This is a genomic window from Kribbella pratensis (genome assembly GCF_004366075.1).
Taxonomy (GTDB): Bacteria; Actinomycetota; Actinomycetes; order Propionibacteriales; family Kribbellaceae; genus Kribbella; species Kribbella pratensis.
In genome coordinates this window covers 470,090-495,150 of the sequence record NZ_SODU01000003.1, presented here as the reverse complement: position 1 = coordinate 495,150, position 25,061 = coordinate 470,090, and the positions used below count along the sequence as shown (strand labels likewise).

The following is a 25,061-nucleotide window of genomic DNA, read 5'->3' as shown; positions in this document are numbered from 1 at the left end:
CCTTGCAACTAAGGCGGTTCCCCAGCGCCCCCTCAGGCGCCCTCACACCACTGAAGACGCCTTACCTGTCAGCTTGGTTGGCCTTGCCGTGTTGCGGTGAGATCTCGACTGTTGCGGTTCCGCCGCGGTGGTACAGCCGGCCCTCCAGCGACTTCACGCTCGCGACCAGCACGAAACTCATGCTCACCAGCAACGACCACGCGCCGAACTTCGCCGGATGCACGAGCCGCCACACACTCACCTGGTCCGGGTAGTTCCACGCGTCGAGGAACGTGCCGAAGTTCTCCGCGATCCACAGGAAGAACCCGATCAACGCGAACGACAACGCCAGCGGCATCCGGTAGCGCCGGACGCCGACCGTGAAGAAGACCCAGGTACGGCGCAACACGACGAGCAGACCGAGCGCGATCGGGATCCGCAGGTCGGGGATCCACTGGTGGGTGAAGAAGTTCGCGTAGATCAGCACCGCGAAGACCGTGGTCAGGATCGGCCGGTAGTTGCTGACGCGGAGGTCGAACCGGCGCCAGGCCTGGCACAGGTAGCTGCCGACCGCGGCGTACATGAACCCGGCGAACAGCGGCACCCCGGCGAACTTCGTCACCGCGTCGCCCGGGTACTGCCACGAACCGACCCGGACCTTGAACAGTTCCAGCCCGAGCCCGACCAGGTGGAACCCGAAGATCACCGCGACCTCACGCCAGGTCTCCAGCCGCACCACCCAGAACAGCAGTGTCAGGCCGAGGCAGTAGATGAGCAGGGCGTCGTACCGGGCGATCGGCAGGTCGACGTACTTCGAGATCGCCAGGCCCGCGAACAGGAATCCCGGAAACAGGCACGACACCACCTCCAGCCACCCGAAACGCAGGAACTGCAGGCATCCGAACACGAAGCGTGAAGGAATCCCGATCCGATCCGTCCAAGTGGTCACAGGATGGAGACGTTGCTTGCGAACGGCTGGTTCGCGGAAATATGAACAGCCTTGGGAGGTGGGGAGCATGGTGGTTTTCGAGACCGACCGGCTCGTGGTGCGGGACTGGGTGGACCCGGACGGCGACCGTGTCTTCGACATCTACCGGCGCTGGGAGGTGTCGCGCTGGCTGGGCGCGGAGCCTCGGGTGATGCCCGATCGCGGTGCCGCGTCGAAGGCGATCATGCGGTGGAACGAGCGCAGCCGCGAGGCGCCGTACGGCGTCTGGGCCGTGGAGGAACGCGCCACCGGGACGATCGCGGGCACCATATTACTGGCCCCGCTGCCCGACCCGACGGACGGTACCGCGGGGCGTGGCGAGGTCGAGGTCGGCTGGCATCTCCACCCGGACGCGTGGGGACGAGGCCTGGCGACCGAGTCGGCACGGGGTGCGATCGAGCACGGCTTCAAGGCCGGGATCGGGCAGATCTACGCGGTCGTCCGCCCGGGCAACGTCGCGTCGCTGGCCGTCTGCCACCGCCTCGGCATGCGCCCGATCGGCCGCACCACCCGCTGGTACGACGCCGAACTCGAGGCCTTCCTCATCTGACGGATTGGGGTACTTCGGTGTTGGCCGCGTAACCTTGACGCCCGTGGCACTCACCATCGGAATCGTCGGGCTCCCGAACGCGGGCAAGTCCACCCTGTTCAACGCGCTGACCAAGAACGACGTACTCGCCGCGAACTACCCGTTCGCGACCATCGAGCCGAACGTCGGAGTGGTCGGTGTCCCGGACCCGCGGCTGGGGAAGCTCGCCGAGCTGTTCAGCTCGCAGAAGGTGATTCCCGCCACCGTGCAGTTCGTCGACATCGCCGGCATCGTCCGCGGCGCGTCGGAGGGTGAGGGTCTGGGCAACAAGTTCCTCAGCCACATCCGCGAGTCGGACGCGATCTGCCAGGTCACCCGGGTGTTCCGCGACGACGACGTGACGCACGTCGACGGCAAGGTCTCGCCGGCCGACGACATCTCCACGATCCAGACCGAGCTGATCCTCGCCGACCTGCAGACCGTCGAGAAGGCGATCCCGCGGCTGGAGAAGGAAGCCCGGCTGAAGAAGGAGTCGGCGGTCGTCCTGGAGGCGGTGCGGGAGGCGCAGAAGCACCTCGAGGCGGGTACGCCGATCATCGCCACCGGCGTGGATCGGGACGCGATCCGCGAGTTGATGCTGATGACCGCGAAGCCGTACCTGTACGTCTTCAACTGCGATTCCGACGAACTCGCCGACGAGGACCTCAAGCAGAAGATGCGGGATCTGGTCGCGCCGGCCGAGGCGATCTTCCTGGACGCCAAGTTCGAGGCGGAGCTGGTCGAGCTCGGCGACGAGGACGAGGCCCGCGAGATGCTCGCCGAGATGGGCATCGACCAGCCCGGTCTCGACGTACTGGCGCGCGTCGGGTTCGACACGCTGGGGCTGCAGACGTACCTGACGGCCGGCCCGAAGGAGTCCCGCGCCTGGACGATCAAGCGCGGCGCCACCGCCCCCGAGGCCGCCGGTGTCATCCACACCGACTTCCAGCGCGGCTTCATCAAGGCCGAGATCGTCTCCTTCGACGACCTGATGGAAGCCGGCTCCATGAACGCCGCCCGCTCCGCCGGCAAGGTCCGCATGGAAGGCAAGGACTACGTGATGCAAGACGGCGACGTAGTCGAATTCCGCTTCAACGTCTGAGAAGAGGGGTTGGAGGGCTGGGGAGGATTTTCTACCTGGCTCGGGACAACATCCTCCCCAAAGTCACCTCCGCCCCGCTTCACGCCATCCGCTGGGGTTGGCCAGCCGCGTGTCGGCGGTGGGACCAGGTATGTCAGGTCTCGTCAGAGCGCAGCGCCACGTCCGTGGTCAGGACACCAGGCGTTTCGGTTCGGTTTGGTTGACCTCCGACCACAGGGTGTCGAGGGAGAGGCCGAGGACGTCGGCGATCGCCGCGATGGTGGGGAAGGCGGGCGTGGCTACGCGGCCGGACTCGATCTTGCGGAGGGTTTCGGGGGAGACGCCGGCGTCGAGGGCGGTCTGGAGCATGGAGCGCTCGCCGCGGGCGCGGCGAAGTAAGGTGCCGAGGCGCTCGCCGCGCTCGACCTCCGCGGGGGTGAGCGGGAGCCGGACCATGATCCGATGATAGTACCGGGATAATATGGCCGGTATAGTTATTGGATGCACACGAGAGGCCGCGCATGATCGAGATCCTGGACTCCCGCCAGCTGGCCCAAGCCAAGGAATCGGGCGCTCTGGTCGGTGGGATTCTGCAGACGCTGAAGAGCCGGACCGCGGTCGGCACGAATCTGCTGGACATCGACCAGTGGACGAAGGCACTGATCGCCGACGCCGGTGCGCAGTCCTGTTACGTCGACTACGAGGCGTCGTTCGGGCGCGGGCCGTTCGGTCACTACATCTGTACGGCGGTCAACGACGCCGTACTGCACGGAAAGCCGTCCGACTACCAGCTCGCCGACGGTGACCTGCTGACGCTTGATCTCGCCGTCTCCCTGGGAGGGATCGCAGCGGACGCGGCGATCAGCTTCATCGTGGGCGAGTCCAAGGCCCCCGAGGACGTCGCGATGATCAGCGCGACCGAACGCGCACTGACCGAAGGGATCGCAGCCGCCGTTCCCGGGGCCCGGATCGGTGACATCTCGCGGGCGATCGGCACCGTGCTCGGCGCGGCCGGGTACCCGATCAACACCGAGTTCGGCGGTCACGGCATCGGTTCGACGATGCACCAGGACCCGCACGTCTCGAACACGGGCCGCCCCGGCCGCGGCTACAGGCTCCGCCCCGGCCTGCTGCTCGCCCTCGAACCGTGGGTCATGCAGGACACCGCCGAACTCGTCACCGACGACGACGGCTGGACCCTCCGCAGCATCACCGGCTGCCGCACCGCCCACACCGAACACACCATCGCCATCACCGAGAACGGCCCCGAAATCCTCACCCTCCCGAAGCAGACCCAGGCGTAAGCTCCGGTGCCGTGCTGACGCCGATCCTTGCGACCTCCGACCCGTACACGGCCGCAGACGAGTTCGTCGCCAACGGGTGGACGCTCGTCTACGCGACACCGAAGGACTCCGGGGACCCGATGGCGGTCGTCGAGCTGCACGGCGGGCAGGTGATGCTCGGCGTGGACTCGGAGCAGTTCCTGTCGGCGGCGGCGCGGGACCATCGCGGAGCGGGCGTCCAGTTGTATGTCGAGGTACCCGCTGACGCGATCGAGAAGATTCACGCGGCACATCAAGAGCCGGGGCCGATCGAGCAGCGGCCCTGGGGTGTGCGGTCGTTCGTGGTGCGGTTGGCGGCGTACAACTTCATGATCGCGACCGCGCAGGGCTGAGTGTCAGTGAGAGTTCGCGATCTGCTGGGCGGCGTCGTGGACGAGGGTGATGAGTTCGGGTGGGGCGATGACCTGGGCGGCGCCGGCTTGGGCTAGGACGGCGGCTTGGGCTTCGTAGCGGTTCTCGAGGTCGGTGTGGATGATCCACCAGTTGTCGTCCGCGGGGAGCATCGGGGCGGTCGGGCGGAAGCGGCGGACGGCGTGGTCGCGAACCTTCAGAACGATCGGGTACGACGGGCGCGAGGCCTGGAACTCGCGCTGGGACTGGGCCCAGTACGCGGCCAGGTCGAAGTCGGCGGGTCTGGTGAAGACGTCGTTGGTGAGCTCGGCCGAGGTCAGGCGGGACAGGCGATAGGTGCGGAGGCGGCCGTCGGTGCGCGCGGCGACCAGGTACCAGGTGCGCGCCTTGGCGACCAGCCCGAGAGGCGAGATCGCGAACGGCCCACGCCGCCGACCGTCGTCGTCGGGCCCGGTGCGATCTCCGGCGGCGGTTTCGCCGTACGTGATCTCCAGGCGGCGTTCCTCCCAGAGGGCTTGGCGGCAGAGGTCGAGCCAGCGTGGGGTTTCGCGGCGGTCGTCCCAGCCGGCGTGGTCGATCAGGAGGCGTTGGCGGGCGTACTCGGCTTCGCGGCGAGTGCCCTCGGGAAGTGATGCGATCAGCTTGGTGACGGCGAGTTCGCTGGAGGCGTCGAGGCCGAGGTCGGCGAGTACGTGGGCGGTCGCGCCGACGAACACCGACATGACCTCCGACGGCGTCAGCCCGGTCAGCCGGCTGCGGTAGTCCGGCAGCAGCGTCCACCCGCCGGCGCGCCCGCGGATCGAGTACACCGGGACGCCGGCAAGGCTGAGCGCATCCAGGTCGCGCTGGATCGTGCGCGGCGACACGTCCAGCGCGGCGGACAGTTGCGCGACCGTCGACTGACCGCGGGTCTGCAGGTGCAGCAGCAGTCGGAGAAGCCGTTCGGCGCGCATCCTCCGACTATCTCAAGAAAACAAGCCAGAAGCTGGCGTCTTTTCCTGCCATGGTCGCCACCATGAGTGCAGTTGAGGTGGAAAACCTCTCGATGTCCTACAAGGCTCCGGTTCGCAAGAGCGGGTTGCGGGCGGCGTTCGGTTCGCTGGTACGCCGCGAGTACAAGACCGTCCAGGCCCTCGACGAGGTGTCGTTCACGATCGCCCCGGGCGAGGTCGCGGGGTTCATCGGCCCGAACGGCGCCGGCAAGACCACGACGATGAAGATCCTCTCCGGGATCCTCCACCCGACCAGCGGCGCGGTCCAGGTCCTCGACACGGTCCCGTGGCAACGCCGCTCCGCCTTCCTCAAACGGATCGCGTTCGTGCGGGGCAGCCAACCGGTCGGCGGTTCGCAGGAGCTGACCGTGATGGACTCCCTCGAGTACCAGCGCCTGCTGTACGACGTCCCACGCCCCACGTTCCGCCGTACCCTGGCCGACCTCGAGGCGCTCCTCGAGCTCGACCCGCTGCTCGAGCGCCAACTCCGCGCTCTCAGCCTCGGCGAGCGGATGCGGGTCGGGCTCGCGATGGCGCTGATCTACCGCCCCGAGGTGCTGTTCCTCGACGAGCCGACGATCGGTCTCGACGTCACCGCCGCGGGCCAGATCCGCGAGTTCGTGCGGGAGTACGTCGAGCAGACCGGCGCGACCGTACTCCTGACCAGCCACTACATGGCCGACGTCGAGTCCCTCTGCCCGCGCCTGATCCTGATCGACAAGGGCAAGGTCCAGTACGACGGTCCACTCGCGGAGCTGTCCGCGCGGTTGTCGCCGTACAAACTGATCCGGATCTCCACGCAAGGCGACCCTTCGCCGTTCGGTGAGGTGGTCGACAAGGCGGACGGGCAATGGGTGCTGCGGGTGCCGCGGGACGAGGTCGCTGGTACGACGGGCCGTTTGCTGCAGGCGTTGGAGGTTGTGGACCTTGCGGTGGAGGAGCCGCCGTTGGAGAAGGTGATCGACCAGGCGTACCGCGAGGGGCTGCGATGAGAACCGCCGTACTGCTCGGATTCCGGCTCCGTCAGGAGGTGCTGGAGTGGTCGGGCGCGTGGTGGTTCCTGATGACGCTCGTGGTGCAGGCCGTGGTCGCGCCGCTGATCGGGTTGTTCGTGTGGTCCGCGGTCTATCCGGACGATCCGGCGATCGCGCGGTACTACGTCGCGGTCATCCTGGTGACGCTGATGACCGAGTCGTTCGAGCAGCACACGTTTTCCGAACGGATCTACAACGGGACGCTCAGCCACGAGTTGCTCCGCCCACAGCCGGTGGCGGTCGGCGTGATCGGTATGAATCTCGCGATCCGCGCCTGGTTGACGTTGCTCGGGGCACCGATCGTGCTGCTCACCGGGATCGCGTTGCAGGTCGGGTTCGACTGGTGGGCGGTGGCGCGGAGTACGCCGTACCTCGTGCTCGCCGCCGTGCTCGTTTTCCTGTGGACATTTCTGTTGTCGTTGACGGCGTTCTGGACGGATCGGGTGCATGCGGTGGTGGGGTTCGGTAGCCAGTTGGTGTTCCTGTTCGGCGGTACGGCGGCGCCGATCGGGTTGCTGCCCGACGGGTTGCGCCGGGTCGCGGAGGTGTTGCCGTTCTACGGGATGAGCGGCCTGCCGGCCGAGATCGCCGCCGGCACGCGTGGCGATGGGTCGCTCGGCTATCAGTTGGTGTGGGTTGTCGTGCTGGTCGGCGTGGTCATGGTCCTGTGGCGAGCCGGCGTCCGTCGGTACACGGCGGTGGGCTCGTGAAACTCCTTCGTTTGCTGGCGGCCGGCTTCTCGATGTCCCTGCGCCGGAGCGTGGCCTTCCGCGTCAACCTCGTCTTCGACGTGCTGCTCGCGTTCACAGGTCTGGGTACGGCGATCGCGGCCGTGCTGATCGTGTTCACCCGCGCCGATACGTTGGCGGGCTGGTCGAAGGCGGAGTTCCTGGTCCTGATCGGCACGTATCAGCTGATCACCGGGCTGCGCACGACGTTCATCGATCCGAACCTGTCGTGGTTCCCCGAGACCGGCATCCGCGAGGGGAAGCTGGACGGCTACCTGTTGCAGCCGGCTCCGAGTTTGTTCCTGTCCAGCTTGTCGTTGTCGTCGCCGCTGCAGCTGATCCAGGTTGTCCTCGGAGTCGGCGTGCTGGCCTGGGGGATCGGGGTCGCTGATCGGTCGCCTGGTGCCGCTGGGGTGATGAGTTGGTTGGTGCTGGTTGTGGCGGGGACGGTGGTGACGTGGGCGTTGAGCGTGCTGCTGGCGTGCTTGGCGTTCTGGGCGCCGAAGCTGCAGTTGGACGTCTTCTACCACTCAGCCTGGCAACTCGGCCGGTACCCGACGGATGTCTTCGCCCGCCCGCTCCGCATCCTCCTCACGTACGTCTTCCCGATGGCGCTCATTGCAAGCGTCCCGTCAACCGCACTGCTCCGCGGCCCTCAATTCGGCGTACTGCTCGCCGGAGTTGCGGCAGCAGCCGGCGCGGCTGCGCTAGCAGCGCTAGCTTGGCGGGCCGGGTTGCGGCGGTACACCGGGGCGACCTCCTGAGTGTGCGCTAAGGACAGGAGGTGTGCCTGATTTGAGGGCGATCCACCGTCTGGGCAGGCGTGCGGGCCGCTATACGTAGACATGTACGTCCTGTTCCTAGCGCCAAAAACAGTGGCTGGACCGAGGGCAGCGGGTTACGGTCGCGGGCATGGTTGATGCCTTGTTCGGGGAGCCTCGGTTGGTGGCGGTTTATGACGCGCTGGATCCGGATCGGGGCGATCTGGAGCACTACGCGGCGATCGTGGAGGAGTTCGGCGCCACGAAGGTGCTGGATGTGGGGTGCGGGACGGGCGAGTTGGCCTGTCTGCTCGCCAAGGGTGGAGTGGACGTCGTCGGAGTGGATCCGGCGGAGGCTTCGTTGGAGGTTGCTCGCGGCAAGGAATTTGCGGAGCGGGTGCGGTGGATCCACGGGGATGCGACGACGTTGCCGCCCTTGCAGGTGGACCTTGCGCTGATGACGGGGAACGTGGCGCAGGTGTTCCTGACGGACGAGGAGTGGTCGGCGACGGTGCGTGGGGTGCATGCCGCATTGGAACCACAAGGCCGGTTCGTGTTCGAGACGCGGGATCCGGCGCGGCGCCAGTGGGAGGAGTGGACCCGCGAGCGCACCCATCAGGTGCGGCAGGTTGCGGGCGGTGAGACGGTGGAGGCCTGGAGCGATCTGCTGTCGGTGGAGTTGCCGTTCGTTTCCTTCCAGGGCACGTACGTGTTCTCGTCGGACGGCGCCGTACTCACCTCGCAGTCCACTCTGCGGTTCCGCGAGCGGGACGAGGTCGAGGAGTCGCTCGTCGCGGCCGGGTTCGTGGTCGACGACGTACGGGAGGCTCCGGATCGGCCCGGGAAGGAATGGGTGTTCGTCGCTAGAGCGATGTGAGCAGTGCGGTCAGGGTGTGGTGCGCGGTGCGGGACATGACCGGGTTGGTTTCGACGTAGTACCAGAGGCAGCCGATGGCCTGGGCGAACGACCAGCCCATGCCGCGGCGCCACTCCGCGTCATCGCTGCCGAGAGCTGTGCGGAACGCCTCGCGGGCGGTGGGGTCGAGGAGGTTCCACGCCGGCTGCAGATCCATTGCGGGGTCCGAGACCGTGAAGGTGCCGACGTCGATGATGCCGGCCAGGCGGCCGCCCTTCGCCAGCAGGTTGCCCGGCATCAGATCGCGATGCGTCCAGGCGTCCGGTTCGGTACGCGGCGTCGTTCGCAAGTCGGCCCACAGCCGGGCGAGCTCGTCCACGTCGATCATCCCGCGGCTGCGCTCCAGCCCTTCCGCGACGTACTCGTCCTGCGAGGTCAGCACCCCGCCGCGCCACGAGCCCGTGAACACCCGCCCCTCGGTCGGCTGCGCCCGCAGCGCCAGCACGAACCGCGCGAGATCCTCGGCGAAGGCGGTCGACCCGGCGACGTCCGCGTCGTACGCGATCGTGCCGTCAACCCAGGTCTGCACCGCCCACGGCAGCGGATAACCCGAGCCCGGCGCACCGATCGCGATCGGCTCCGGAGTCGGGTACGGCGACATCGCGCGCAACCGTCGCGCGGCCTCCGCCTCGTCCTCGAGCTCCTGCCGCACTGTCGCTACATCACCCGGCAAGATCGGGAACCGGGCGACCAGTCCGTCGCCGATCCGGAACAACGCGTTGACGGTTCCATGCGACGGTACGGCGCGGATCGCGAGCCCGCTCCACTCCGGGAACTGTTCCTTGACGAGCCCTTCGACCAGCTCGACCGTCACATCCAGTTGCCCCTCATGCATCACGCCCAGAAGTATCCGGGAGTCCCCAGAGCGCCGCACACGATTTAGTTCTCAGTGGGTTGCGAGTGGGCGGGCGCGGTCGGTGGCGAGGCGGATGGCGAAGACCGCCAGGGCGGTGCCGGTGAGGTAGCGGTGGATGCGCATCCAGGTCGGGCGGCGGGCGAGGAACACGGCGACCGAGCCGGCGGTGATCACGAAGACGGCGTTCATGGCCACGCCCACCGTGAGTTGGCCCAGGCCGAGGATCAGGCTCTGCAGGCCGAGGTGACCGCGGGACGGGTCCAGGAACTGGGGGAGCAGTGAGATGTAGAGGATCGCGATCTTCGGGTTCAGCAGGCACGTGAGCAGGCCCATGCCGAACAGTTTGCGCGGGCGGTCCGGCTCGAGCTCCTGGGTGGCGAAGACCGACGTACCACCGGGGCGGAACGCGTTCCAGGCGAGCCAGAGCAGGTACGCCGCGCCGGCCAGCTTCAGCGCGACATAGATCTGGGGGACCAGCGCGAACAGGGTCGCGAGGCCAGCGCTTGCCGCGAGCAAGTAGGTGAGGAAGCCGAGCCCGACGCCGGCCAGCGAGATCAGGCCCGCACGGCGGCCCTGGGCGATCGAGCGGGAGATCAGGTAGATCATGTTCGGTCCCGGCACGATCACCAGACCCAGCTCGACCAGAGCGATCCCGAGTAGTGCCTCGTTGCTGACCAGCATTCCGTGTCCCTCCCTCGACGTACTCCGAACCTAACAGCGCTGCCCGATCCGCCGCGGGGGATTCCCGCGAGCTGGAATCCATTCGCCGGTAACACTCACCCTCGGTTAGCGTGGGTGCGTACGCCTATGGTTTGAAGGAGACGGTATGAGCGACAAGTCCAGCGAGCCGGCGGACGATCTGCAGAAGAAGTTTCGGGAAGCGCTCGAGAAGAAGAACGCCGGGAAGCACTCGCATCCGGGATCCGGAGTGCGGGGGCAGGGCGTCGGCGACGCGCACAACGACAAGCAGAAGCGCCAGTTCCGGCGCAAGTCCGGCAGCTGAGTTCCGCCAAACTGTCCATCCATCCGCATGAGCCCCGGGTTGCCGCCCGGGGCTCGACCTTTTCCTCGGATCCCCAGGCCATCACAATCGCCCTCTCCAGGGCGATTGCCGCGGAGGACGTCCGCGCGAAAGCAATTGTGATGGCCTGGCGGTCCGACGACCGCCGTTATCCTCGGTCGGCTGCGGGGTCGGGCCGGCGTGCGTTGAGCAGCTCGACCAGCCGGAGCACCTCCGGATCCCAGCCCATCCGGTGGTTCGCGGCGTCCTCGGCGTTCGCGAAGCCGGTGTGGCTGAGCAGCATCCGGGTGCCGTCGAGCGTCTCGGTCAGCTCGACCTCTACTCGCGTCGGTTCGTCCTCGGTGCCGTCCCACTTCCAGCTGAACACCAGGCGGTGCGGCGGGTCGACCTCCAGGTACGTGCCGCGCACCACATGCGGCCCCATCTCCACGACATAGGAACCACCGGTGCGCACGTCGGCCTGCACCTTCAGTTCGAGTTCGGGGTTCGGGCAGTACCACTGAGCCAGGAGATCGGCGCGCGTCCAGGCGTCGTACACGCGACCGATCGTTGCCGGGAGCACCCTTTCGAGCCGGATCTCAGTGTCCATCGCCGTCCCCTCGCAGGAGTTCTTCCAACCGGTCCACGGTGCTGTTCCAGTACGTCGTGAGGTCGCCGAGCCACTGCTCCACCTCGGAGAACGCCTCCGGCCGGAGCGAGCACACGACGGTGCGGCCGACCCGACGCCGGCTCACGAGACCGGCGTCGACCAGCACCGTGACGTGCTTGGTCATCGCCGGTCGCGTGATCCGGTGCGGCTCGGCCAGCTCGCCCATCGTCGCGTCGCCCCGACTCAGCCGGCCCACAACAGCCAGCCGAGTCGGGTCCGCGAGCGCTCCGAAGGTCCTCGTCAGCACACGGAACACTTCACCAGTTGGTGAACTGTTGTGTCAAGGACGGACCTCGAACACCAGGTTGAACGGCGTCTGGGCGACCGTGCGGAACCTGCTGAACCCGGCCGCCGTGGTGACGTCCTGGATCCGCGCCGGGCCGGCCTGGGTACCAAGAGCGAGACCGACCGGCTGGGACAGCGAGGCCGGCGTGCACAGCAGTGTTGAGAAGCCGTAGTACGCGCGGCCGACCGGGTTGAGATTGTCCTCGACGTGGTCGCCGGCCATCGGCTCGACCAGCAGCCAGGTGCCGTCCGGAGCGAGCGCCTCGCGTACGTGCCGGGCCGCGCCGACCGGATCACCCATGTCGTGCAGGGCGTCGAAAGTCGTCACCAGGTCGTACCCGGACCCGCTGAACTGGTCGGCCGCCGCAACCTCGAAGGTCACCCGCTCGCCGAGGCCCGCGGCCCGCTGCCGGGCGGTCTCGATCGATGCCTGGTGGTAGTCCGAGCCGGTGAACCGGGACTTCGGGAACGCCTCGGCCATCAGGATCGTGGACGCGCCGTGCCCGCAGCCGATGTCGGCCACCTTCGCGCCACGCTCCAGTTTGGCCACCACGCCGTCCAGTGCGGGCAGCCAGCTGGACAGCAGGTTCGCGTTGTACGACGGCCGGAAGAACCGCTCGCAGCCGACATGCACGTCGGACGTGTGCTCGTGCCACCCGACCCCGGCACCGCTCCGCGCGGCCTCGATCGTCTCGGTGGTGTGCTGCACCGTGCCGAGGGCGATCTGGAAGAAGCCGGGCAGGTACGCCGGGCTGTTCGGGTCGGTCATCGCCACGGTCTGCTCGGGCGGCAACGTGTAGCGGCCGGTACTCGCGTCGTACTCGACGAATCCTCCCGCGGCCTGCGCGTTGAGCCACTCGCGCGTGTAGTGCTGATCGGTGCTGGTCCGCTCGGCGAGCTCGGCCGGCGTGCTCGGGCCGTGGTCGGCAAGCGCCTGGTAGAAGCCGAGCCGGTCGCCCATCACGACCAGTGCCGCGTTCAGCGTCGCCCCCACCTCGTCGACCGCCTTGAAGACGAAGCCCATCAGTTTGTCGCTGTCGATTGCAACAGTCATTCGCTTTCTCCCCCTTGCGATGTGGTACGGCGAACTTAGGCAGCAGCGCCGGACCATCGCATCAGGTGGGGTTCCTGGTGCACACTGCGAGACATGCTCATCGGGCGGGAGGCAGAGCGCCAGGTGATCGAGCAACTGATCGCGGGGGCGCGGGTCGGAGCCGCAGGCGTGCTGCTCATCACCGGCGAGCCTGGCATCGGCAAGACGACGCTGCTGGACGAGGCCGCTGCCCTGGCCGGCGGACTGCAGGTCCTGAGAGCACGCGGTACCGAGGCCGAACGTGAGTTGCCGTTCGCGGCCCTGCTCCAACTCCTACGCCCTGTCCTCGCCGGCCTCGACCGTATCCCCGGACCGCAACGGACAGCGCTCGCATCGGCTTTGGCGCTCGGATCGGGACCCGACGCAGCCAGCCCGGCGGACCGGTTCGCCGTCGGCGCCGCAACACTCAGCCTGATCTGCCGGTACGCCGAGAACACGCCGCTCGCACTGATCATCGACGATGCGCACCTGCTGGACCGACCATCCGCAGAGGCGCTGTTGTTCGCGGCCCGGCGCCTGGTGGCCGACCCGATCGTCATGCTGATCGCGGCGCGAGCCGACGAGCCGCACCCGTTCGAGGCCGACCTGCCCCGGCTGCAACTGGAGGGCATCGGGCTCGAGGCCGCAAGGCAGGTCGTGCAGCATCTCCCGAGCGACCTGGTCGAGCAGCTGCACCAGACCGTGGCAGGTAACCCGCTGGCTCTGCTGGAGCTCGCTGATGATCCGGCCCGCTTGCACCGGATGCCACCAGGCGTACCGTTCCCAGTCCCCGCGATGCTCGCAGAAGCCTTTGCCAGCAGGGCAAACCGGCTGAGCCCGGACGCACGCACCGCACTGCTTGTAGCGGCATTGGACGCTGACCTTGGAGCGGTGTCCCGAGTGTGCGCTGAGCTCGGCGTGGACGTCGCCGCGCTGGAGGAGGGCGAGGCAGCCGGTCTGATCGCCATTCGCGACGGTGAGGTCCAGTGGCGGCATCCGCTGGTCCGCTCAGCGATCTACACGAGTGCTGACCCGGCAGCACGTCGTACGGCGCATCGCGCGGTGGCTCTGGCCACACCGGACCAGGACCGGCGGGCGTGGCACTTGTCAGAGGCAGTCCTCGGCGCTGACGACGAGGTGGCAGCCGGACTGGTGCTTGCAGCGGAGCATGCGGCTGCTCGTGGAGCACATGCCGTCGCAGCAACGGCGTACGAGCGTGCTGGGCGGTTGAGCCAGAGACTGCCGGACCGTGCGGTCAGACTGGTCGCGGCGGGTGAAGCGGCCTGGTCGGCGGGATTGGCGGAGCGAGCAGAGGCATTGCTGGATGATGCGCTGATCTTGCAGCCGCCATTGCCGGTGCGGATCCGCGCGCAGGAGATTCGTGGCGACATCGAGGTGAAGTGCGGGTCGCCGCGCCGCGCCCGCGACATCCTGGTCGCGGCCGCGGCGGAGTCCACGGACCCGGTCGTCGCCACTGGTCTGCTCGCGGATGCAGTCGCGGCCTGTTTCCGGCTGTGCGACGCCGCAGGCGCGCTGGAGGTGGCGTACGACCTCGACAGTCTGCTGCCGGCGGTCGATCGGCCTGGCCCGCGCATCATCGGCATGCTGGCGAGCGGCGTCGCCAAGGTGCTCGCCGGGAGCGGTGGTACGGACCAGATCCGTGCAGCGATCGCGCTGGCGCCCTCCGACGAGCTGGACCGGGACCGCCGTCGTCAGGTGTGGATGGTGCTGGCTGCGTTGTTCCTCAGGGAGACAGGTACGGGCCGAGCCCTACTGCAGCAGGCCATGCTCGAAAGACGCGAGCAGGTCGCTCTCGGGACGCTGCCGGGTCTCCTGTTCGTGCTGGCCCGCGACGACGCGACAACCGATCGGTGGCCCGATGCGGAGACGTCGTACGACGAGGGGATCCGCCTGTCGCGGGAGACCGGTCAAACGACTGAACTGGCGATGAACCTGGCCGGACTGGCGTGGCTGATGTCCCACCAGGGCAGACCGGAGTGCCAGGAGCTTGCTGTCGAGTCTCTGCGGATCTGTGCGGAGCATGAGATCCGCCTCGGCACGGTGTGGTCGCTGTTCGCGCTGGGAGACCTGGAGTTGGGACGTGGCGATCCGGCGGCGGCGCTACCGCAGTACGAGCGGTTGGTCGACGTACTGGCTGAGTACGGGCTGAAGGATCCGGACCTTTCGCCGGCACCGGAGCTGGTCGAGGTCTACCTGCGCTTGGGGCGGTCGGGCGACGCGAAGCGCGTAGTGAGCGAACACTCGGCACTGGCAGAGGCGAAAGGCCAGCCGTGGTCACTGGCGCGAGCAGCACGCGCGCGGGGTGTCGCCGGTGAGAGCGAGTCGGACTTCGCTCTGGCGCTTGGCTGGCACGAGGAGACGCTGGACGCGTTTGAGCTTGCCCGGACTCGGCTGGCGTACGGCGCTTGGTTGCGACGGGGGCGGAGGCGTGTGGATGCGCGTACGCAGCTGCGGCTCGCTGTGGAGGGTTTCGACGCGCTGGGCGCACTCGGGTGGGCAGACCAGGCGGCAGCGGAGCTCAAGGCGACCGGTGAGACCGCACGGCGTCGTGTGCCGAGTACTGCGGACGACCTGACGCCACAGGAGCGGCAGATCGCCGTACTGCTCGCGGACGGGAACAGCATCCGTGAGGCCGCGGCCAGACTGTTCTTGAGCCCGAAGACCGTCGAATACCACCTCCGCAAGGTCTACGCGAAGCTCGGCATCCATTCGCGCACCGAACTGTCCGAGCACCTCGGACCGTAGGCTGGCTGCATGAGGCAGCCGTTCACGGAAGTCAGCGGAATCGCCCGCCACTGGGGCTTCGAGGACCTCGCGTCCACCGGCCCCGTGCAGCGCCTCACGCTGTTCACCGGCGTACCCGTCCAGCTAGTCACCGGGTATGCCGAGACGCGCGAGCTGCTTGCCCATCCCGACGTGGTGCGCTCGCCGCTGGACGGGCCGCACCGCGACAGCGTCATGGACGACCTGATCGCACGCACCGAGCAGCACATGCTGGGCGCGAACCCGCCGGACCACACGCGGCTGCGCAAACTCGTCGCGGCCGCCTTCACCCGACGCCGGATCGAGGCGCTCGAACCGCGGATCCGGGAGATCGCTACCGGCCTGCTCGACGAGATGGCCGCCGCAGACGAGCCTGTCGACCTCGTGAACGCGTACAGCTACCCGCTCCCGATCACGGTGATCTGCGAGCTGATCGGGATCCCGGCCGTACGGCGGGACGACTTCCGCCGCTGGTCGTCGGTGTTCGTGAACGCCGCCGTGTACACCGCCGAGGAGTACATCGAGGCGATCACCTCGATGCTCGCCTTCGTCCACGAGCTGATCGTGCAGAAGCAGCAGGCGCCGACCGACGACCTGCTGTCCGCCCTGATCGCGACGCGCGACGGCAGCGACCGGCTCAGCGAGGACGAGCTCACCTCGATGGTCTTCCTGCTGCTAGCCGCTGGCCACGAGACCACGGTCAGCCTGATCACCAACGGAGTACACGCTCTGCTCAGGCACCCAGACCAGCTCGAGCTGCTGAAGCGCGAGCCGGAGCGCCTGCCGACGGCCGTGGAAGAGCTCCTTCGGTACGACGGTCCGCTGCAGGCCGCGATCCCATACGTCGCCCGCGCGCCGATCGACATCGCCGGGCGCCGGATCGAGGCCGGTGAGGTGATCGTGTTCGCGTTGCTCCCGGCGAACCGCGACGTACGAAAGGTCGAGCGCGCGGACGAGCTGGACATCACCCGCACCGATACCGCGCACCTCGCGTTCGGGCATGGCATCCATCACTGCCTCGGCGCCCCGCTCGCGCGGCTGGAGGGCCGGATCGCGCTCGGTCTGCTGTTCGAGCGGTTCCCGCGGCTGCGGCTCGCCGTACCCGAGCAGGATCCGCCGCGGCATCCGAGCCTGCTGATGAACGCGATCCGCGAACTCCCCGTGCTGCTCTGACCCCGGTCAGTCGCATCGCCTGAACATCGGGTGAACGGGCCCGAATCACATCGGTGGGATTGCGGCTCGCTTGACAATCAATGACATCCTTTCCGGGTGACGGAGTTGATGGAGGTTGCGCGACAGCTGCTCGGCATTGCGATGGCCTCGCATTGGCTGCTGCTCATCCTGTTCGCCGCCGCGGCGATCGACGCGGTGTTCCCGGTGGTGCCCAGCGAGGGCATGGTGATCACCGCCGGCATGGCCGCGGCCGCTGGTCACCAGAACCTGCTGCTCGTCATCGCGGTCGCGATGGCCGGCTCGGTCATCGGCGAATCCGTCTGCTATTTCCTGGGCCGCGGCTCCGGACCGGCACTGCACCGCTGGATGAAGCGCCAGGAGCGCCGCCAGCGGCTCTACGAGAAGGTGTCGGCCGCGCTGCACTCCCGCGGTGGGCTGATCCTGATGACGGTCCGCTACATCCCGGGCGCCCGGATGGTCGCGACGCTGACTGCGGGCGCCACGCGGTACTCGTTCAAGAAGTTCATCGTCTTCACCTTCGCCGGTGTGACGGTCGCCTACACGTACGTCGCCCTGCTCGGGTACCTCGGCGGTGACGCGTTCGCGCACGACCAGTTGAAGGGGCTCGCGTTCAGCCTGAGCCTCGCCGCGGTGATCGGTCTCGTCGTCGAGACGTCCCGGCGGATCGTCGTGAAGCGCCGCGCGGCGAAGGTCACGGCCGCTTAACGATCCCCGCCCCGGTTTCCGCGCGAGCGCGTGTCTCGCGCCAACCTTTGCAGGCTTCCATGCGTCAGTAGACCCGTGGTGAGGCCTGGGGCGAACCTCGCGGCCGCTGCGGTGGTAGTCGCGGCGGTGCTGGCCGGATGCGCCGACGTACCGCTGGAAGGCGCTCCCAGCCCCAGCAAGTCCACGCCCACCAAACCCACCGTCGCCAAGCCCACGGGTAAGCCGACGCCCAAGCCCAGCACCCCGGCACCTACCCCGAAGCCGCCAGCACCTTCGACGCCGCCTCCGATGAAACCGTCGACGACTCCGACGGGAAAACTGCCCGCAGCGGCTCCGGTACTGCGGTCCTACCCGGGACGGCTGCCCAACGGCAAACCGCCGCTGTTCGTCGTCGTCTCCTTCGACGGCGCGGGCGATCTCGCGCTGTGGGCCCGCTGGCGTGCCGTCGCGAAGCAGGTCAACGCGAGGATGACGTTCTTCCTCTCCGGCCCGTACCTCTACCCGGGCGACCGGCGTACCGACTACACGCCGCCGTACAAGAAACCCGGCGCCTCCGACATCGGCTGGGGCGACACCGCCGACATCCTCGCCCGGACGAAGGTCCTGCGGGAAGCGATCGCCGAGGGCCACGAGATCGGCACCCACGCGAACGGGCACTTCTGCGGCGCAACCGGCATCGGCCGCTGGACGACCGCGCAATGGACCGCCGAACTGGGCGCGTTCGACAGGATGGTGCGGACCGGCCCGGCACTGGCGGCGGGCAAAGCGGTCGAGCCGCCGTTCGACCCGGCCACCGTGAAGGGCATGCGGACACCGTGCCTCGAGGGCAACCGCCCCGCGTACCGGCTCGCGATGGCGCAGCGCGGCATGCTGTACGACGCCTCTGCGCCCGGGTACATCGCCTGGCCGAAGAAGGCCGACGGCCTGTGGAACTTCCCGCTGGAATCGGTGACGCTGGCCGGCACCGCCAAGACGACGCTGACGATGGACTACAACCTGTGGTTCGCGCAGACCGAGGCGCGGAAGGCGCCGATCACCGAGGCGCCCGCGCTGAAGGCACAGGTGCTCGCGACCTACCGGCAGGCGCTCGCGAAGTCGCGCGCGAGCGGCAACCCGCCGCTGTTCCTCGGCAACCACTTCAACCGCTGGAACAACAGCGTGTACTCCGACGCGCTGACCGCCTTCGTGACGGAGACGTGCAAGCAGCCCGACGTACGGTGCGTGTCCAACATGGAGCTGGCGAGCTGGCTCGCGAAGTACGGCGTACCTAGCGGTCAGAACCGCCCGTCATAGCTTGAGGTAGCCGTACGCGCTCTGCCAGGTGCCGCCGTCCTTGATCCGGCCGACGACGAGCCGTTGCAGGCGGGTGTCCTGCGGTAGCTCGTCGAGGTGGTCGGTGCCGTGGGTGCGGAACGTGAAGAAGATCGCGCTGTCCTGGCTGTCGTTCGGCGTCCCGTACGGCGTGAAGCGGCGCCCGAACTTCACCATGTTCGAGTCCTGCGGGAGGTTGTCGAGCAGGTACGGGTCGAGCAACCAGGACCACAGGTTCGCCGTCCGCACCGGGTACTCCGGGAAGTACCGCGGGAAGAACTCGCGGGCCTGCTGGAGGCTGTCGTCGACCAGCTCCGGCGTCAGCGGGCCGGTCTCCGGGATGTGGACGCCGATGATCCACTCACCGGGCTCGGTGCCGGGCACCGGCTTGTCCTCAGGGACCTGGTGCAGCAGGTACTGCAACCGGCCGAGCGCGTAGATCTGCCCGGTCCAGTGGATCGTCATCCACCAGTGCGTCTCGAGACCGTAGTCGCCGTGGGTACGCCGGTTCACCTTGATCTGCTGCCCGAGGTCGGCGAGCGTCGCCCAGCTGATGTCGTCCGGGATCCCGCGCTCTGCGTGGAACCGGCGGATGTCCGGAACCGTGTCGAGGAACGCCTGGATCGAGTTCCGCGGGTCCTCCGGCATCCGGAACTCCGGCTCCTTGCCGAGCTTCCCGATCGCACCGCGGATCTGGTCCGCGAGCTCCTTCACGACAGCCTGGTCCGGCCCGAACGCCTCGGCCGCCTCCCGGTCGACATCGGCGAACCCCAGCAGGCGATATTCCTCGACACTCGTCACTCGTCAACGGTAACCGATCTCAATGAGCCAGAGACTTACGATCTGATGCGCGGACCTCCGCCACTCACCAACCACTGAGAGTTCAGGCTGTCTGCGCTCAGCCCGGCGGGCGGAGCGGGCTCTGGCGTGGGTTGGTGAGTGGCGCAGGTCCGCCGCGCCTCAGCGCTCCTCGGCGAGGCCCAGGTAGAGGATCTTCGGGTTGGCGGGGTTGAAGGCCAGCGACGGGATGCCGTCGAAGGTGTTGTGGTTCTTGGTGAGGGCGCCGGTGGAGGGGACGAAGCGGTAGAGGTCGGCGCCGAAGTTCATGAAGGACGTGCCGTAGCTGAAGTAGAGCAGGTCCGGGTCGACGGGTGAGGCCCACATCTTGTTGCCGTTGACCAGGTCGGCCCGGCTCTGGTCCAGCACCTCGCGGAACTTCTGCCCGCCGTCGGTCGACTCCCAGATGAACCGGGTCGACCGGTCCCGGTCGTACCCCTCCATCCACACCTTCGACGGGTCGGCCGGCGACATCGCCAGGCTGAACGCGTTCACCCGCTCGACCGGCCGCGACCGGGTCCACGTCCGCCCGCCGTCGAACGTCACGTACACGCCGTCCGACATGACGCCGGCCACCACGTGATCCGGGTTCCGCGGATCCACCACGGCGTCGTACAGGAAGAGATCAGGCGCCGCCGGTCCGCCGACACGCTGCCAACTCGTGCCGTCGTCGATGGAGTCGTAGAGCTGTCCGTCGCCCGCGACGGCCCGCAGTCGTCCAGGTCGCGCGTCCAGCGCCGCCAGTCCGCCGCCGGCGACCGGCCCGAGGACTGTGGTGACCTGCGAACCGTGCACGCGATGGATGGGCTGGTCGTTGACGCTGTAGACGTACGCCGAGTCGCCCGGACCCGGCTGTACGTCGTACGTGCTCAGGTCGTCCGGTGTCTTGTCGAGCAACTGCCAGCTGCAGCCGGCGTCACTCGAGCGCTGGATCGTCTGCCGGCCGATGCCGATGAGCGTGTTCGGTTCCTGCAGCGCGGCGACCTTCGCGTAGGTGACGGCGCGCAGCGTGCCCGTCGTACCCGCGAGAACCTGGCCGTCCGTCTCGGTGAACGTCACCGATCCGTCGCCGTACACCTTGCCGCAGTGTGGCCGGTTCCAGGACGGGTCCGGGGTTGCGACGGCAGGTGTGGAGAGAACGCTGAGCAGGGCGACGGTCGCGGTGGCGAGGGCGAATCGGCGTGAGGTCATGCCCTTAGGTGTAAGGGCTGTGACCTCACGGCCACCAGCGCTTGCCGTGGCCGACAAGCGCCATGACGGAAAGCGGTCAGCCGGCGCCTAGCCTGCAGCCGTGTCGATGTGCCGCGCGAGGACCAGGTCGTCGTCGGTGATGCCGCCGGCCTCGTGGCTGCTGACCCGGAACGTGATGGTGGTGTAGCGGATGTCGATGTCCGGGTGGTGGTTCATCGACTCCGCCAACTGCGCGACGGTCGCCACCAGGCGGATGCCGTCCAGGAATGTGTCCCTCTTGACGCTTCGGACCAGCTCGTTGTCGACGACCTTCCACTCCGGGAGGTGGTCGCGCAACGCGAGGTCGATCTGGTCGTCGGTCAAGAGCTCACTCATGCGCTCACTCTAGACCCCCGATGGCGGTGAGAGTGGCGATGACGTCGGTGCGCCAGGCGCGGTAGCGCGCCGGGTCCTCGGTGAACGTGCGCTGGTTGGTCACCACGGCGTCCGCCGTGAGCAGTTCGGCGGCGTGGGCCTTCAGCGCCGCCGGGAGGTCCGGGTTGCTCTGTACGTCGTGCTGCAACTGCCACAGGAGGTTGTAGTCCTCCATTCCGTCGCGGAAGTTCTCCAGCCGGATCGACGCCATCGGGCCGCTCGGTCCGGGGTAGAACATCGACCCGTCACCCGCCGTACCGTTGAACGTCGCTGCCCTCCACGCGGACAGGATGCCGTCGTTCACCAGCAGTTGGTTGGCGTGGTCGGAGCGGAGCCAGCGGTTGGTCGCGTAGTACAGAACGCCTTCCACACCGGCCTTGTAGGACATTGGCCCGACCAACGTCCGGGCGTCGATCGGCGGGTAGCCGTTGAACCAGTTCGGCAACGGCGAGCCGGTGGCGATGTCCGGGTACCACCAGGCCTGGTCGCCGCGGGCACGGGTTCGCTCGGCGACCGCCTGGTCGTACAGATCCTGCTGCGGCGCCCAGATGTCGACGAGGCCGGCCAGTCCGGTGTCGACGCCCATCGAGTTGTCCCGCAGCGTCGTGAGGATCGGCAGGTCCGGGAACGCCTGCTTCACCGCGGCGAAGGTCTGCTTCGCCGCTTGCAGCAGCGGGCCGTTCGCCTCGTCGAAGCCGTACACATATGCATATTTGTCGACACCAGCTGCGCGGTAGCGGTCCATCGCGGTCCGCAACTGGGCGATCCACGTGTCGATCTGTGCCTGCCAGGTCTCCGGCTTGGAAGGGTTGAGCAGACCGGCCCACAGGTAGAACGCGTTGAAGTCACGCAGTCCGTAGTGGTCCCGGATGTACAGAACGTCCTCGACCGGGGTCGGCACGATCACCGGGTTCGCGTTCGAGGGGATGCAGGCGCAGGTGTAGAGCTGGTCCGGCTCGATCTTGTAGTCGTGCAGGAAGGACCAGTACTGGTGCTTGGCCGCCTCCTGCGCCGCCGGGTCGGTGATCCCGTAGAGGTCGTTCACGATCGCGGGCGTGAACTGGAACGTGGTGTTGAGCTTCGGCGCGTCGGGCACCGTCACGGGCCAGACCTTGGCGGCCACGGTCATGGTGCGGGTCCGCTTGCCGGCTGCAGAAAACGCAACCGTCACGTGGTACGTGCCAGGTGCGGCTGTCGCTGCTGCCTTCAGCCGGATCCAGTACGGCTGGAACGTGTCCGCGGGTACGTCGACCGACGTCAGGTCGTCACGGATCGGGTCGGGCGTCCAACCGGCGTACGTGGGTCGGTGGTACACGTTCGTCGGCGTCACGTTCAGCGAACCGACCGGAGCCACCGTGGCCTGCAGCGCACCCTTGCCGGACACCGACGTCACCCTGGCCTGTACGCCGGTCAGCGGCTCGGCGAACGGCAGTACGACGGCCTGAACGTTCTCGTACTCACCACGGGTCAGCGACACCGTCGGCGCCGTACCGGTCGAGGTGAACGGCAGGTCCTTCGGGTACACCAGCGCCATCGAGTCGGCGGACTCCACACCGAAGTCGGCGCCGCGGTCGTGCGCCCGTGCCTGGATGGTGTTCGACAATCGCGGCACGGTCCGCTGCAACGCGGTGACGCCCGCGTTGAACGGCTGGTACTGCGCATACGTCATCGGACCCCCGGCGAGCTTCTCCCGCAGGTCCGCGCACTGCGCCTCCGCGGCCCGCACCTGAGTCTTGAGACGCTCGTCCGCCGCCTCATGCCCCAGCGACCGGTCGAGTCCCTTGATCTGGTCCGCAAGCCTGGTCAGTACGCCGTTGAAGTCGACCAGCCGCAGTAGCTGGGCGGCTGCCATGTCGCCGTACGGCGTTTGGTCGTACGGGTAGCTGTCGACGAGCCGGAAGGCGTCGTAGTGACCGATGACGGGCGTCTTGGATCGCGGCATCGAGAAGCTGAGGTAGGCGATCCGGGTGATGTCGACACCGGCGGCCGCGATCGTGCTCATCCGCAGCGTGATCGGCGTCCAGTCGCGGGCCCGGATGGGGTAGTCCATGCCCCACGCCTTGTTCGACTGATCCCGGACGGTGATCCGGCCGACGGTCGTGTAGTCCTGCTCGGTGAAGAAGTCGAAGCCCAGCACGGTGTGGCCGGACCAGTCCGACACCGGGAGGCTCGGCGTTCCGGCGTACAGGTTGATGCCGGACGACGCACTGGCTCCCGGAGTGTTGGACGGGCCAACGGTGAACTTCAGGCCGGAGCTGCCGTGCGTCGGGTCGACGGTGCGCTCGATCCTGTCGACCTGCGGCAGGGTGACGGTCGCGCCCTGCAGGTCGGTGTCGGACTCGAAGTCCTGGAACACGCCGGCCGGCGCGGCGGCCTGGGCCGTGCCCACCTGAGTCAGGCCCGCAAGCACAGTGATTGCTACGAGCAACGAACCGGTCTTCCTCACGAGCTGCTCCTCTCGCCGGAATTACGGTCCTCACCGTAAAGCTGGAGGATGAGTGCGTCAAGGCGTCACGTGCTGGAAAATGACCGATTGATCGCAGCTGTGCGCAGCTTCGATCAAGGCGGGCCCTGGTCGCGGTTACTGGGAGCGACGGGCGCGGGGTGCGGCGAGGTATCCGAGCAGGGCCAGGACCGATCCCGCGGTGACGATCGCGCCGAAGACCCACGGCTGCGGATCGTCGGCGTTGAACGCCAGCAGGGTGCCGCTGATCGCCAGCGCCGTGGCGATACTCATCGTCGCGGCCATCTGACCGGCGCTGGTGTTGCGGCCGGAGTTGCTCTGGTCGGAGAGATCCAGGGTGAGCACCGACAGGCTCGAGGAGCTGAGCCCCATGCCGACGCCCGCGAAGCCCCAGCCGATCAGGCCGATCCAGGTGGTCGTGTCCGTCCACGCGAGCAGGGACGTCACGGCCAGTCCGAGCGTCATGAACGCCAGTCCGGTCCGCAGTACGGTGACCCGTTCGATCCCGTGCTCACGACCCTGCAACCACGATCCGAACGCCCAGCAGACGCCGGTGATCGACAGCGTCACGCCTGCCCGCGACGGGCTGAAGTTGTGCTGGAGCGTGAGCAGCAGCGGGAGGTACGCGCCGACTCCGGCGAACGCAGCCCCGCCTAGTCCACGGACGGCGACGACCGCGGGGAAGCCGCGTCGTGCGGTGAACGTGCCGGCCGGCATCACGCGTACGGCGGCCCGTCCTAGCACTACTAGCGCCACGGCAACCGTCGTACCGCCGAGAAAGGGGTGCGCTTCCAGGTGGTCGCCGGCCAGCGTCATCGAGAACAGGGCGACGGATGCGGCGAGGGCCCAGGGGAGTGCGGCACGCCATGCCGCGAGCTCGGCCGCGTCCTCGGCGGTGCGCTCCGGCGCGGGGGCGTCTGCCGATTGACGCATCGCCGGGCGGAGCAGCAGCCAGCTCGGGATCAGCAGGACGAGCGCGCCCAGGAATACCCAGCGCCACCCGAACTGCTCCGTCACCACACCGGTCAGCACCGGTCCGAGGACCGACGGCAGGATCCACATCGCGGCGAACAACGAGAACATCCGCGGCCGCAGTACGGCGGGCAGCGCGCGGGCGACGAGCACCATCAACGAGACGTCGAGCAGACCTTCGGCCAGACCGCTGAGCAGCCGTCCCGCGATCACCATCGGCATCGCGGTCGCCGTACCGACCAGGAGTTGCGCGAGGGTGAACGAGATCGCGCCCGCACGCAGGGTCGGGATCGGCCCGCGGCGGTCAGACCAGAGACCGGCGATCGCGAGCGAGATCAGGTAGCTCGCGTTCGGCGCCGCGTTCGCAAGCCCGAAGCTGCCGAGCGCGTCGAACTCACGGACCATCGTGGGCAACGCCGTACCGACCGCGCGGTTCTCGAACGCGCCGAGCGTGACGAGACCGATCACCCCGAGCACGAGCGGCAGGTGCTGTCCGGTGAACAGCTTGGGGCGGGCTTCAGTCGTCGTCGTCATGCTCGTTATCGTCGAAGTTCAAGTTAAGTTG

Annotated in this window: 26 protein-coding genes; 13 read left to right on the top strand and 13 right to left on the bottom strand. The window is 68.0% G+C overall.

Annotated elements, in window-relative coordinates:
* Positions 1 to 61 precede the first annotated feature (61 nt).
* Positions 62 to 928, bottom strand: coding sequence for a DUF817 domain-containing protein (locus EV137_RS26415; RefSeq protein ID WP_238175564.1), 867 nt, complete (start codon positions 926 to 928; stop codon positions 62 to 64).
* Between the two features lie 67 nt (positions 929 to 995).
* Here EV137_RS26415 and EV137_RS26410 point away from each other — a divergent pair, with 67 nt between their 5' ends.
* The gene (locus tag EV137_RS26410) at positions 996 to 1,517 is read left to right on the top strand and encodes a GNAT family N-acetyltransferase (protein ID WP_134131194.1); all 522 of its coding nucleotides are present in this window, start codon (positions 996 to 998) and stop codon (positions 1,515 to 1,517) included.
* A gap of 43 nt (positions 1,518 to 1,560) precedes the next feature.
* A complete protein-coding gene (gene ychF / locus EV137_RS26405; RefSeq protein WP_133783149.1) occupies positions 1,561 to 2,637 on the top strand; it encodes a redox-regulated ATPase YchF in 1,077 nt (358 codons plus the stop codon).
* 168 nt (positions 2,638 to 2,805) lie between these two features.
* On the opposite strand, the gene EV137_RS26400 is transcribed toward ychF, so the two are convergent.
* Positions 2,806 to 3,072, bottom strand: coding sequence for a helix-turn-helix domain-containing protein (locus tag EV137_RS26400; RefSeq protein ID WP_134006730.1), 267 nt, complete (start codon positions 3,070 to 3,072; stop codon positions 2,806 to 2,808).
* A gap of 65 nt (positions 3,073 to 3,137) precedes the next feature.
* Here EV137_RS26400 and map point away from each other — a divergent pair, with 65 nt between their 5' ends.
* Both map and EV137_RS26390 read left to right on the top strand, forming a co-directional pair.
* The gene (gene map, locus EV137_RS26395; RefSeq protein WP_134131193.1) at positions 3,138 to 3,920 is read left to right on the top strand and encodes a type I methionyl aminopeptidase; all 783 of its coding nucleotides are present in this window, start codon (positions 3,138 to 3,140) and stop codon (positions 3,918 to 3,920) included.
* An 11-nt stretch (positions 3,921 to 3,931) separates the two neighbouring features.
* Positions 3,932 to 4,291, top strand: a complete 360-nt coding sequence (locus EV137_RS26390; RefSeq protein ID WP_134131192.1) for a VOC family protein — start codon at positions 3,932 to 3,934, stop codon at positions 4,289 to 4,291.
* Positions 4,292 to 4,294: 3 nt separating this feature from the next.
* On the opposite strand, the gene EV137_RS26385 is transcribed toward EV137_RS26390, so the two are convergent.
* Entirely contained in the window at positions 4,295 to 5,263 is a 969-nt protein-coding gene (locus EV137_RS26385) for a helix-turn-helix transcriptional regulator (protein ID WP_134131191.1), read from the bottom strand.
* A gap of 62 nt (positions 5,264 to 5,325) precedes the next feature.
* Between EV137_RS26385 and EV137_RS26380 the strand changes: the two genes are divergently transcribed.
* The 4 genes from EV137_RS26380 to EV137_RS26365 all read left to right on the top strand — a co-directional run bounded on the left by EV137_RS26380 (position 5,326) and on the right by EV137_RS26365 (position 8,702).
* Positions 5,326 to 6,294, top strand: a complete 969-nt coding sequence (locus EV137_RS26380; protein ID WP_166680021.1) for an ABC transporter ATP-binding protein — start codon at positions 5,326 to 5,328, stop codon at positions 6,292 to 6,294.
* Positions 6,291 to 7,046, top strand: coding sequence for an ABC-2 family transporter protein (locus tag EV137_RS26375; protein ID WP_134131190.1), 756 nt, complete (start codon positions 6,291 to 6,293; stop codon positions 7,044 to 7,046). The genes EV137_RS26380 and EV137_RS26375 overlap by 4 nt, the downstream gene beginning before the upstream one ends.
* Positions 7,043 to 7,828: an ABC transporter permease gene (locus EV137_RS26370; protein ID WP_238175563.1), complete on the top strand. Its 786-nt coding sequence runs from the start codon at positions 7,043 to 7,045 to the stop codon at positions 7,826 to 7,828. Before EV137_RS26375 ends, EV137_RS26370 begins: the two co-directional genes overlap by 4 nt.
* Before the next feature lie 148 nt (positions 7,829 to 7,976).
* Positions 7,977 to 8,702, top strand: coding sequence for a class I SAM-dependent methyltransferase (locus EV137_RS26365; protein ID WP_134131189.1), 726 nt, complete (start codon positions 7,977 to 7,979; stop codon positions 8,700 to 8,702).
* Here EV137_RS26365 and EV137_RS26360 read toward each other — a convergent pair.
* Together EV137_RS26360 and EV137_RS26355 are read right to left on the bottom strand one after the other, a co-directional pair.
* The gene (locus EV137_RS26360; RefSeq protein WP_134131935.1) at positions 8,689 to 9,576 is read right to left on the bottom strand and encodes an aminoglycoside phosphotransferase family protein; all 888 of its coding nucleotides are present in this window, start codon (positions 9,574 to 9,576) and stop codon (positions 8,689 to 8,691) included. The two genes, EV137_RS26365 and EV137_RS26360, sit on opposite strands and share 14 nt — an antisense overlap.
* Positions 9,577 to 9,627: 51 nt before the next feature.
* Positions 9,628 to 10,278: a LysE family translocator gene (locus tag EV137_RS26355; RefSeq protein ID WP_202871158.1), complete on the bottom strand. Its 651-nt coding sequence runs from the start codon at positions 10,276 to 10,278 to the stop codon at positions 9,628 to 9,630.
* 145 nt (positions 10,279 to 10,423) lie between these two features.
* Between EV137_RS26355 and EV137_RS40740 the strand changes: the two genes are divergently transcribed.
* Positions 10,424 to 10,600 carry a DUF5302 domain-containing protein gene (locus EV137_RS40740; RefSeq protein WP_157996243.1) on the top strand — a complete coding sequence of 59 codons (177 nt, stop codon included), beginning with the start codon at positions 10,424 to 10,426 and terminating at the stop codon, positions 10,598 to 10,600.
* Between the two features lie 166 nt (positions 10,601 to 10,766).
* Here EV137_RS40740 and EV137_RS26350 read toward each other — a convergent pair whose 3' ends face one another.
* From EV137_RS26350 to EV137_RS26340, 3 genes are read right to left on the bottom strand one after another with little or no spacing between them, the layout of a single operon-like run.
* Positions 10,767 to 11,207, bottom strand: a complete 441-nt coding sequence (locus tag EV137_RS26350; RefSeq protein ID WP_134131188.1) for an SRPBCC family protein — start codon at positions 11,205 to 11,207, stop codon at positions 10,767 to 10,769.
* Positions 11,197 to 11,514, bottom strand: a complete 318-nt coding sequence (locus tag EV137_RS26345; RefSeq protein ID WP_134131187.1) for an ArsR/SmtB family transcription factor — start codon at positions 11,512 to 11,514, stop codon at positions 11,197 to 11,199. The genes EV137_RS26350 and EV137_RS26345 overlap by 11 nt, the downstream gene beginning before the upstream one ends.
* Positions 11,515 to 11,547: 33 nt before the next feature.
* A complete protein-coding gene (locus tag EV137_RS26340; RefSeq protein ID WP_134131186.1) occupies positions 11,548 to 12,606 on the bottom strand; it encodes a class I SAM-dependent methyltransferase in 1,059 nt (352 codons plus the stop codon).
* Positions 12,607 to 12,699: 93 nt separating this feature from the next.
* On the opposite strand from EV137_RS26340, the gene EV137_RS26335 reads away from it, so the two are divergent.
* From EV137_RS26335 to EV137_RS26320, 4 genes are all read left to right on the top strand, one after another.
* A complete protein-coding gene (locus EV137_RS26335; protein ID WP_134131185.1) occupies positions 12,700 to 15,390 on the top strand; it encodes a helix-turn-helix transcriptional regulator in 2,691 nt (896 codons plus the stop codon).
* 9 nt (positions 15,391 to 15,399) lie between these two features.
* On the top strand, positions 15,400 to 16,581 hold the full coding sequence (locus EV137_RS26330) for a cytochrome P450 family protein (protein ID WP_134006749.1): 1,182 nt from the start codon (positions 15,400 to 15,402) through the stop codon (positions 16,579 to 16,581).
* 96 nt (positions 16,582 to 16,677) lie between these two features.
* Entirely contained in the window at positions 16,678 to 17,307 is a 630-nt protein-coding gene (locus tag EV137_RS26325) for a DedA family protein (RefSeq protein WP_134131184.1), read from the top strand.
* 75 nt (positions 17,308 to 17,382) lie between these two features.
* The gene (locus EV137_RS26320; RefSeq protein ID WP_134131183.1) at positions 17,383 to 18,600 is read left to right on the top strand and encodes a polysaccharide deacetylase family protein; all 1,218 of its coding nucleotides are present in this window, start codon (positions 17,383 to 17,385) and stop codon (positions 18,598 to 18,600) included.
* Here the strand turns inward: EV137_RS26320 and EV137_RS26315 are convergent.
* The 5 genes from EV137_RS26315 to EV137_RS26295 form a co-directional block, all read right to left on the bottom strand.
* Positions 18,595 to 19,419, bottom strand: coding sequence for an acyltransferase domain-containing protein (locus tag EV137_RS26315; RefSeq protein WP_134131182.1), 825 nt, complete (start codon positions 19,417 to 19,419; stop codon positions 18,595 to 18,597). The two genes, EV137_RS26320 and EV137_RS26315, sit on opposite strands and share 6 nt — an antisense overlap.
* Before the next feature lie 159 nt (positions 19,420 to 19,578).
* Positions 19,579 to 20,646 (bottom strand): WD40/YVTN/BNR-like repeat-containing protein, encoded by a 1,068-nt coding sequence (locus tag EV137_RS26310; protein WP_134131181.1) that lies wholly within the window; start codon positions 20,644 to 20,646, stop codon positions 19,579 to 19,581.
* Positions 20,647 to 20,733: 87 nt separating this feature from the next.
* Positions 20,734 to 21,021 (bottom strand): 4a-hydroxytetrahydrobiopterin dehydratase, encoded by a 288-nt coding sequence (locus EV137_RS26305; RefSeq protein ID WP_134006760.1) that lies wholly within the window; start codon positions 21,019 to 21,021, stop codon positions 20,734 to 20,736.
* Positions 21,022 to 21,025: 4 nt separating this feature from the next.
* Positions 21,026 to 23,506 carry a DUF4091 domain-containing protein gene (locus EV137_RS26300; RefSeq protein WP_134131180.1) on the bottom strand — a complete coding sequence of 827 codons (2,481 nt, stop codon included), beginning with the start codon at positions 23,504 to 23,506 and terminating at the stop codon, positions 21,026 to 21,028.
* Positions 23,507 to 23,641: 135 nt separating this feature from the next.
* Positions 23,642 to 25,030: an MFS transporter gene (locus tag EV137_RS26295; protein ID WP_134131179.1), complete on the bottom strand. Its 1,389-nt coding sequence runs from the start codon at positions 25,028 to 25,030 to the stop codon at positions 23,642 to 23,644.
* Positions 25,031 to 25,061 lie beyond the last annotated feature (31 nt).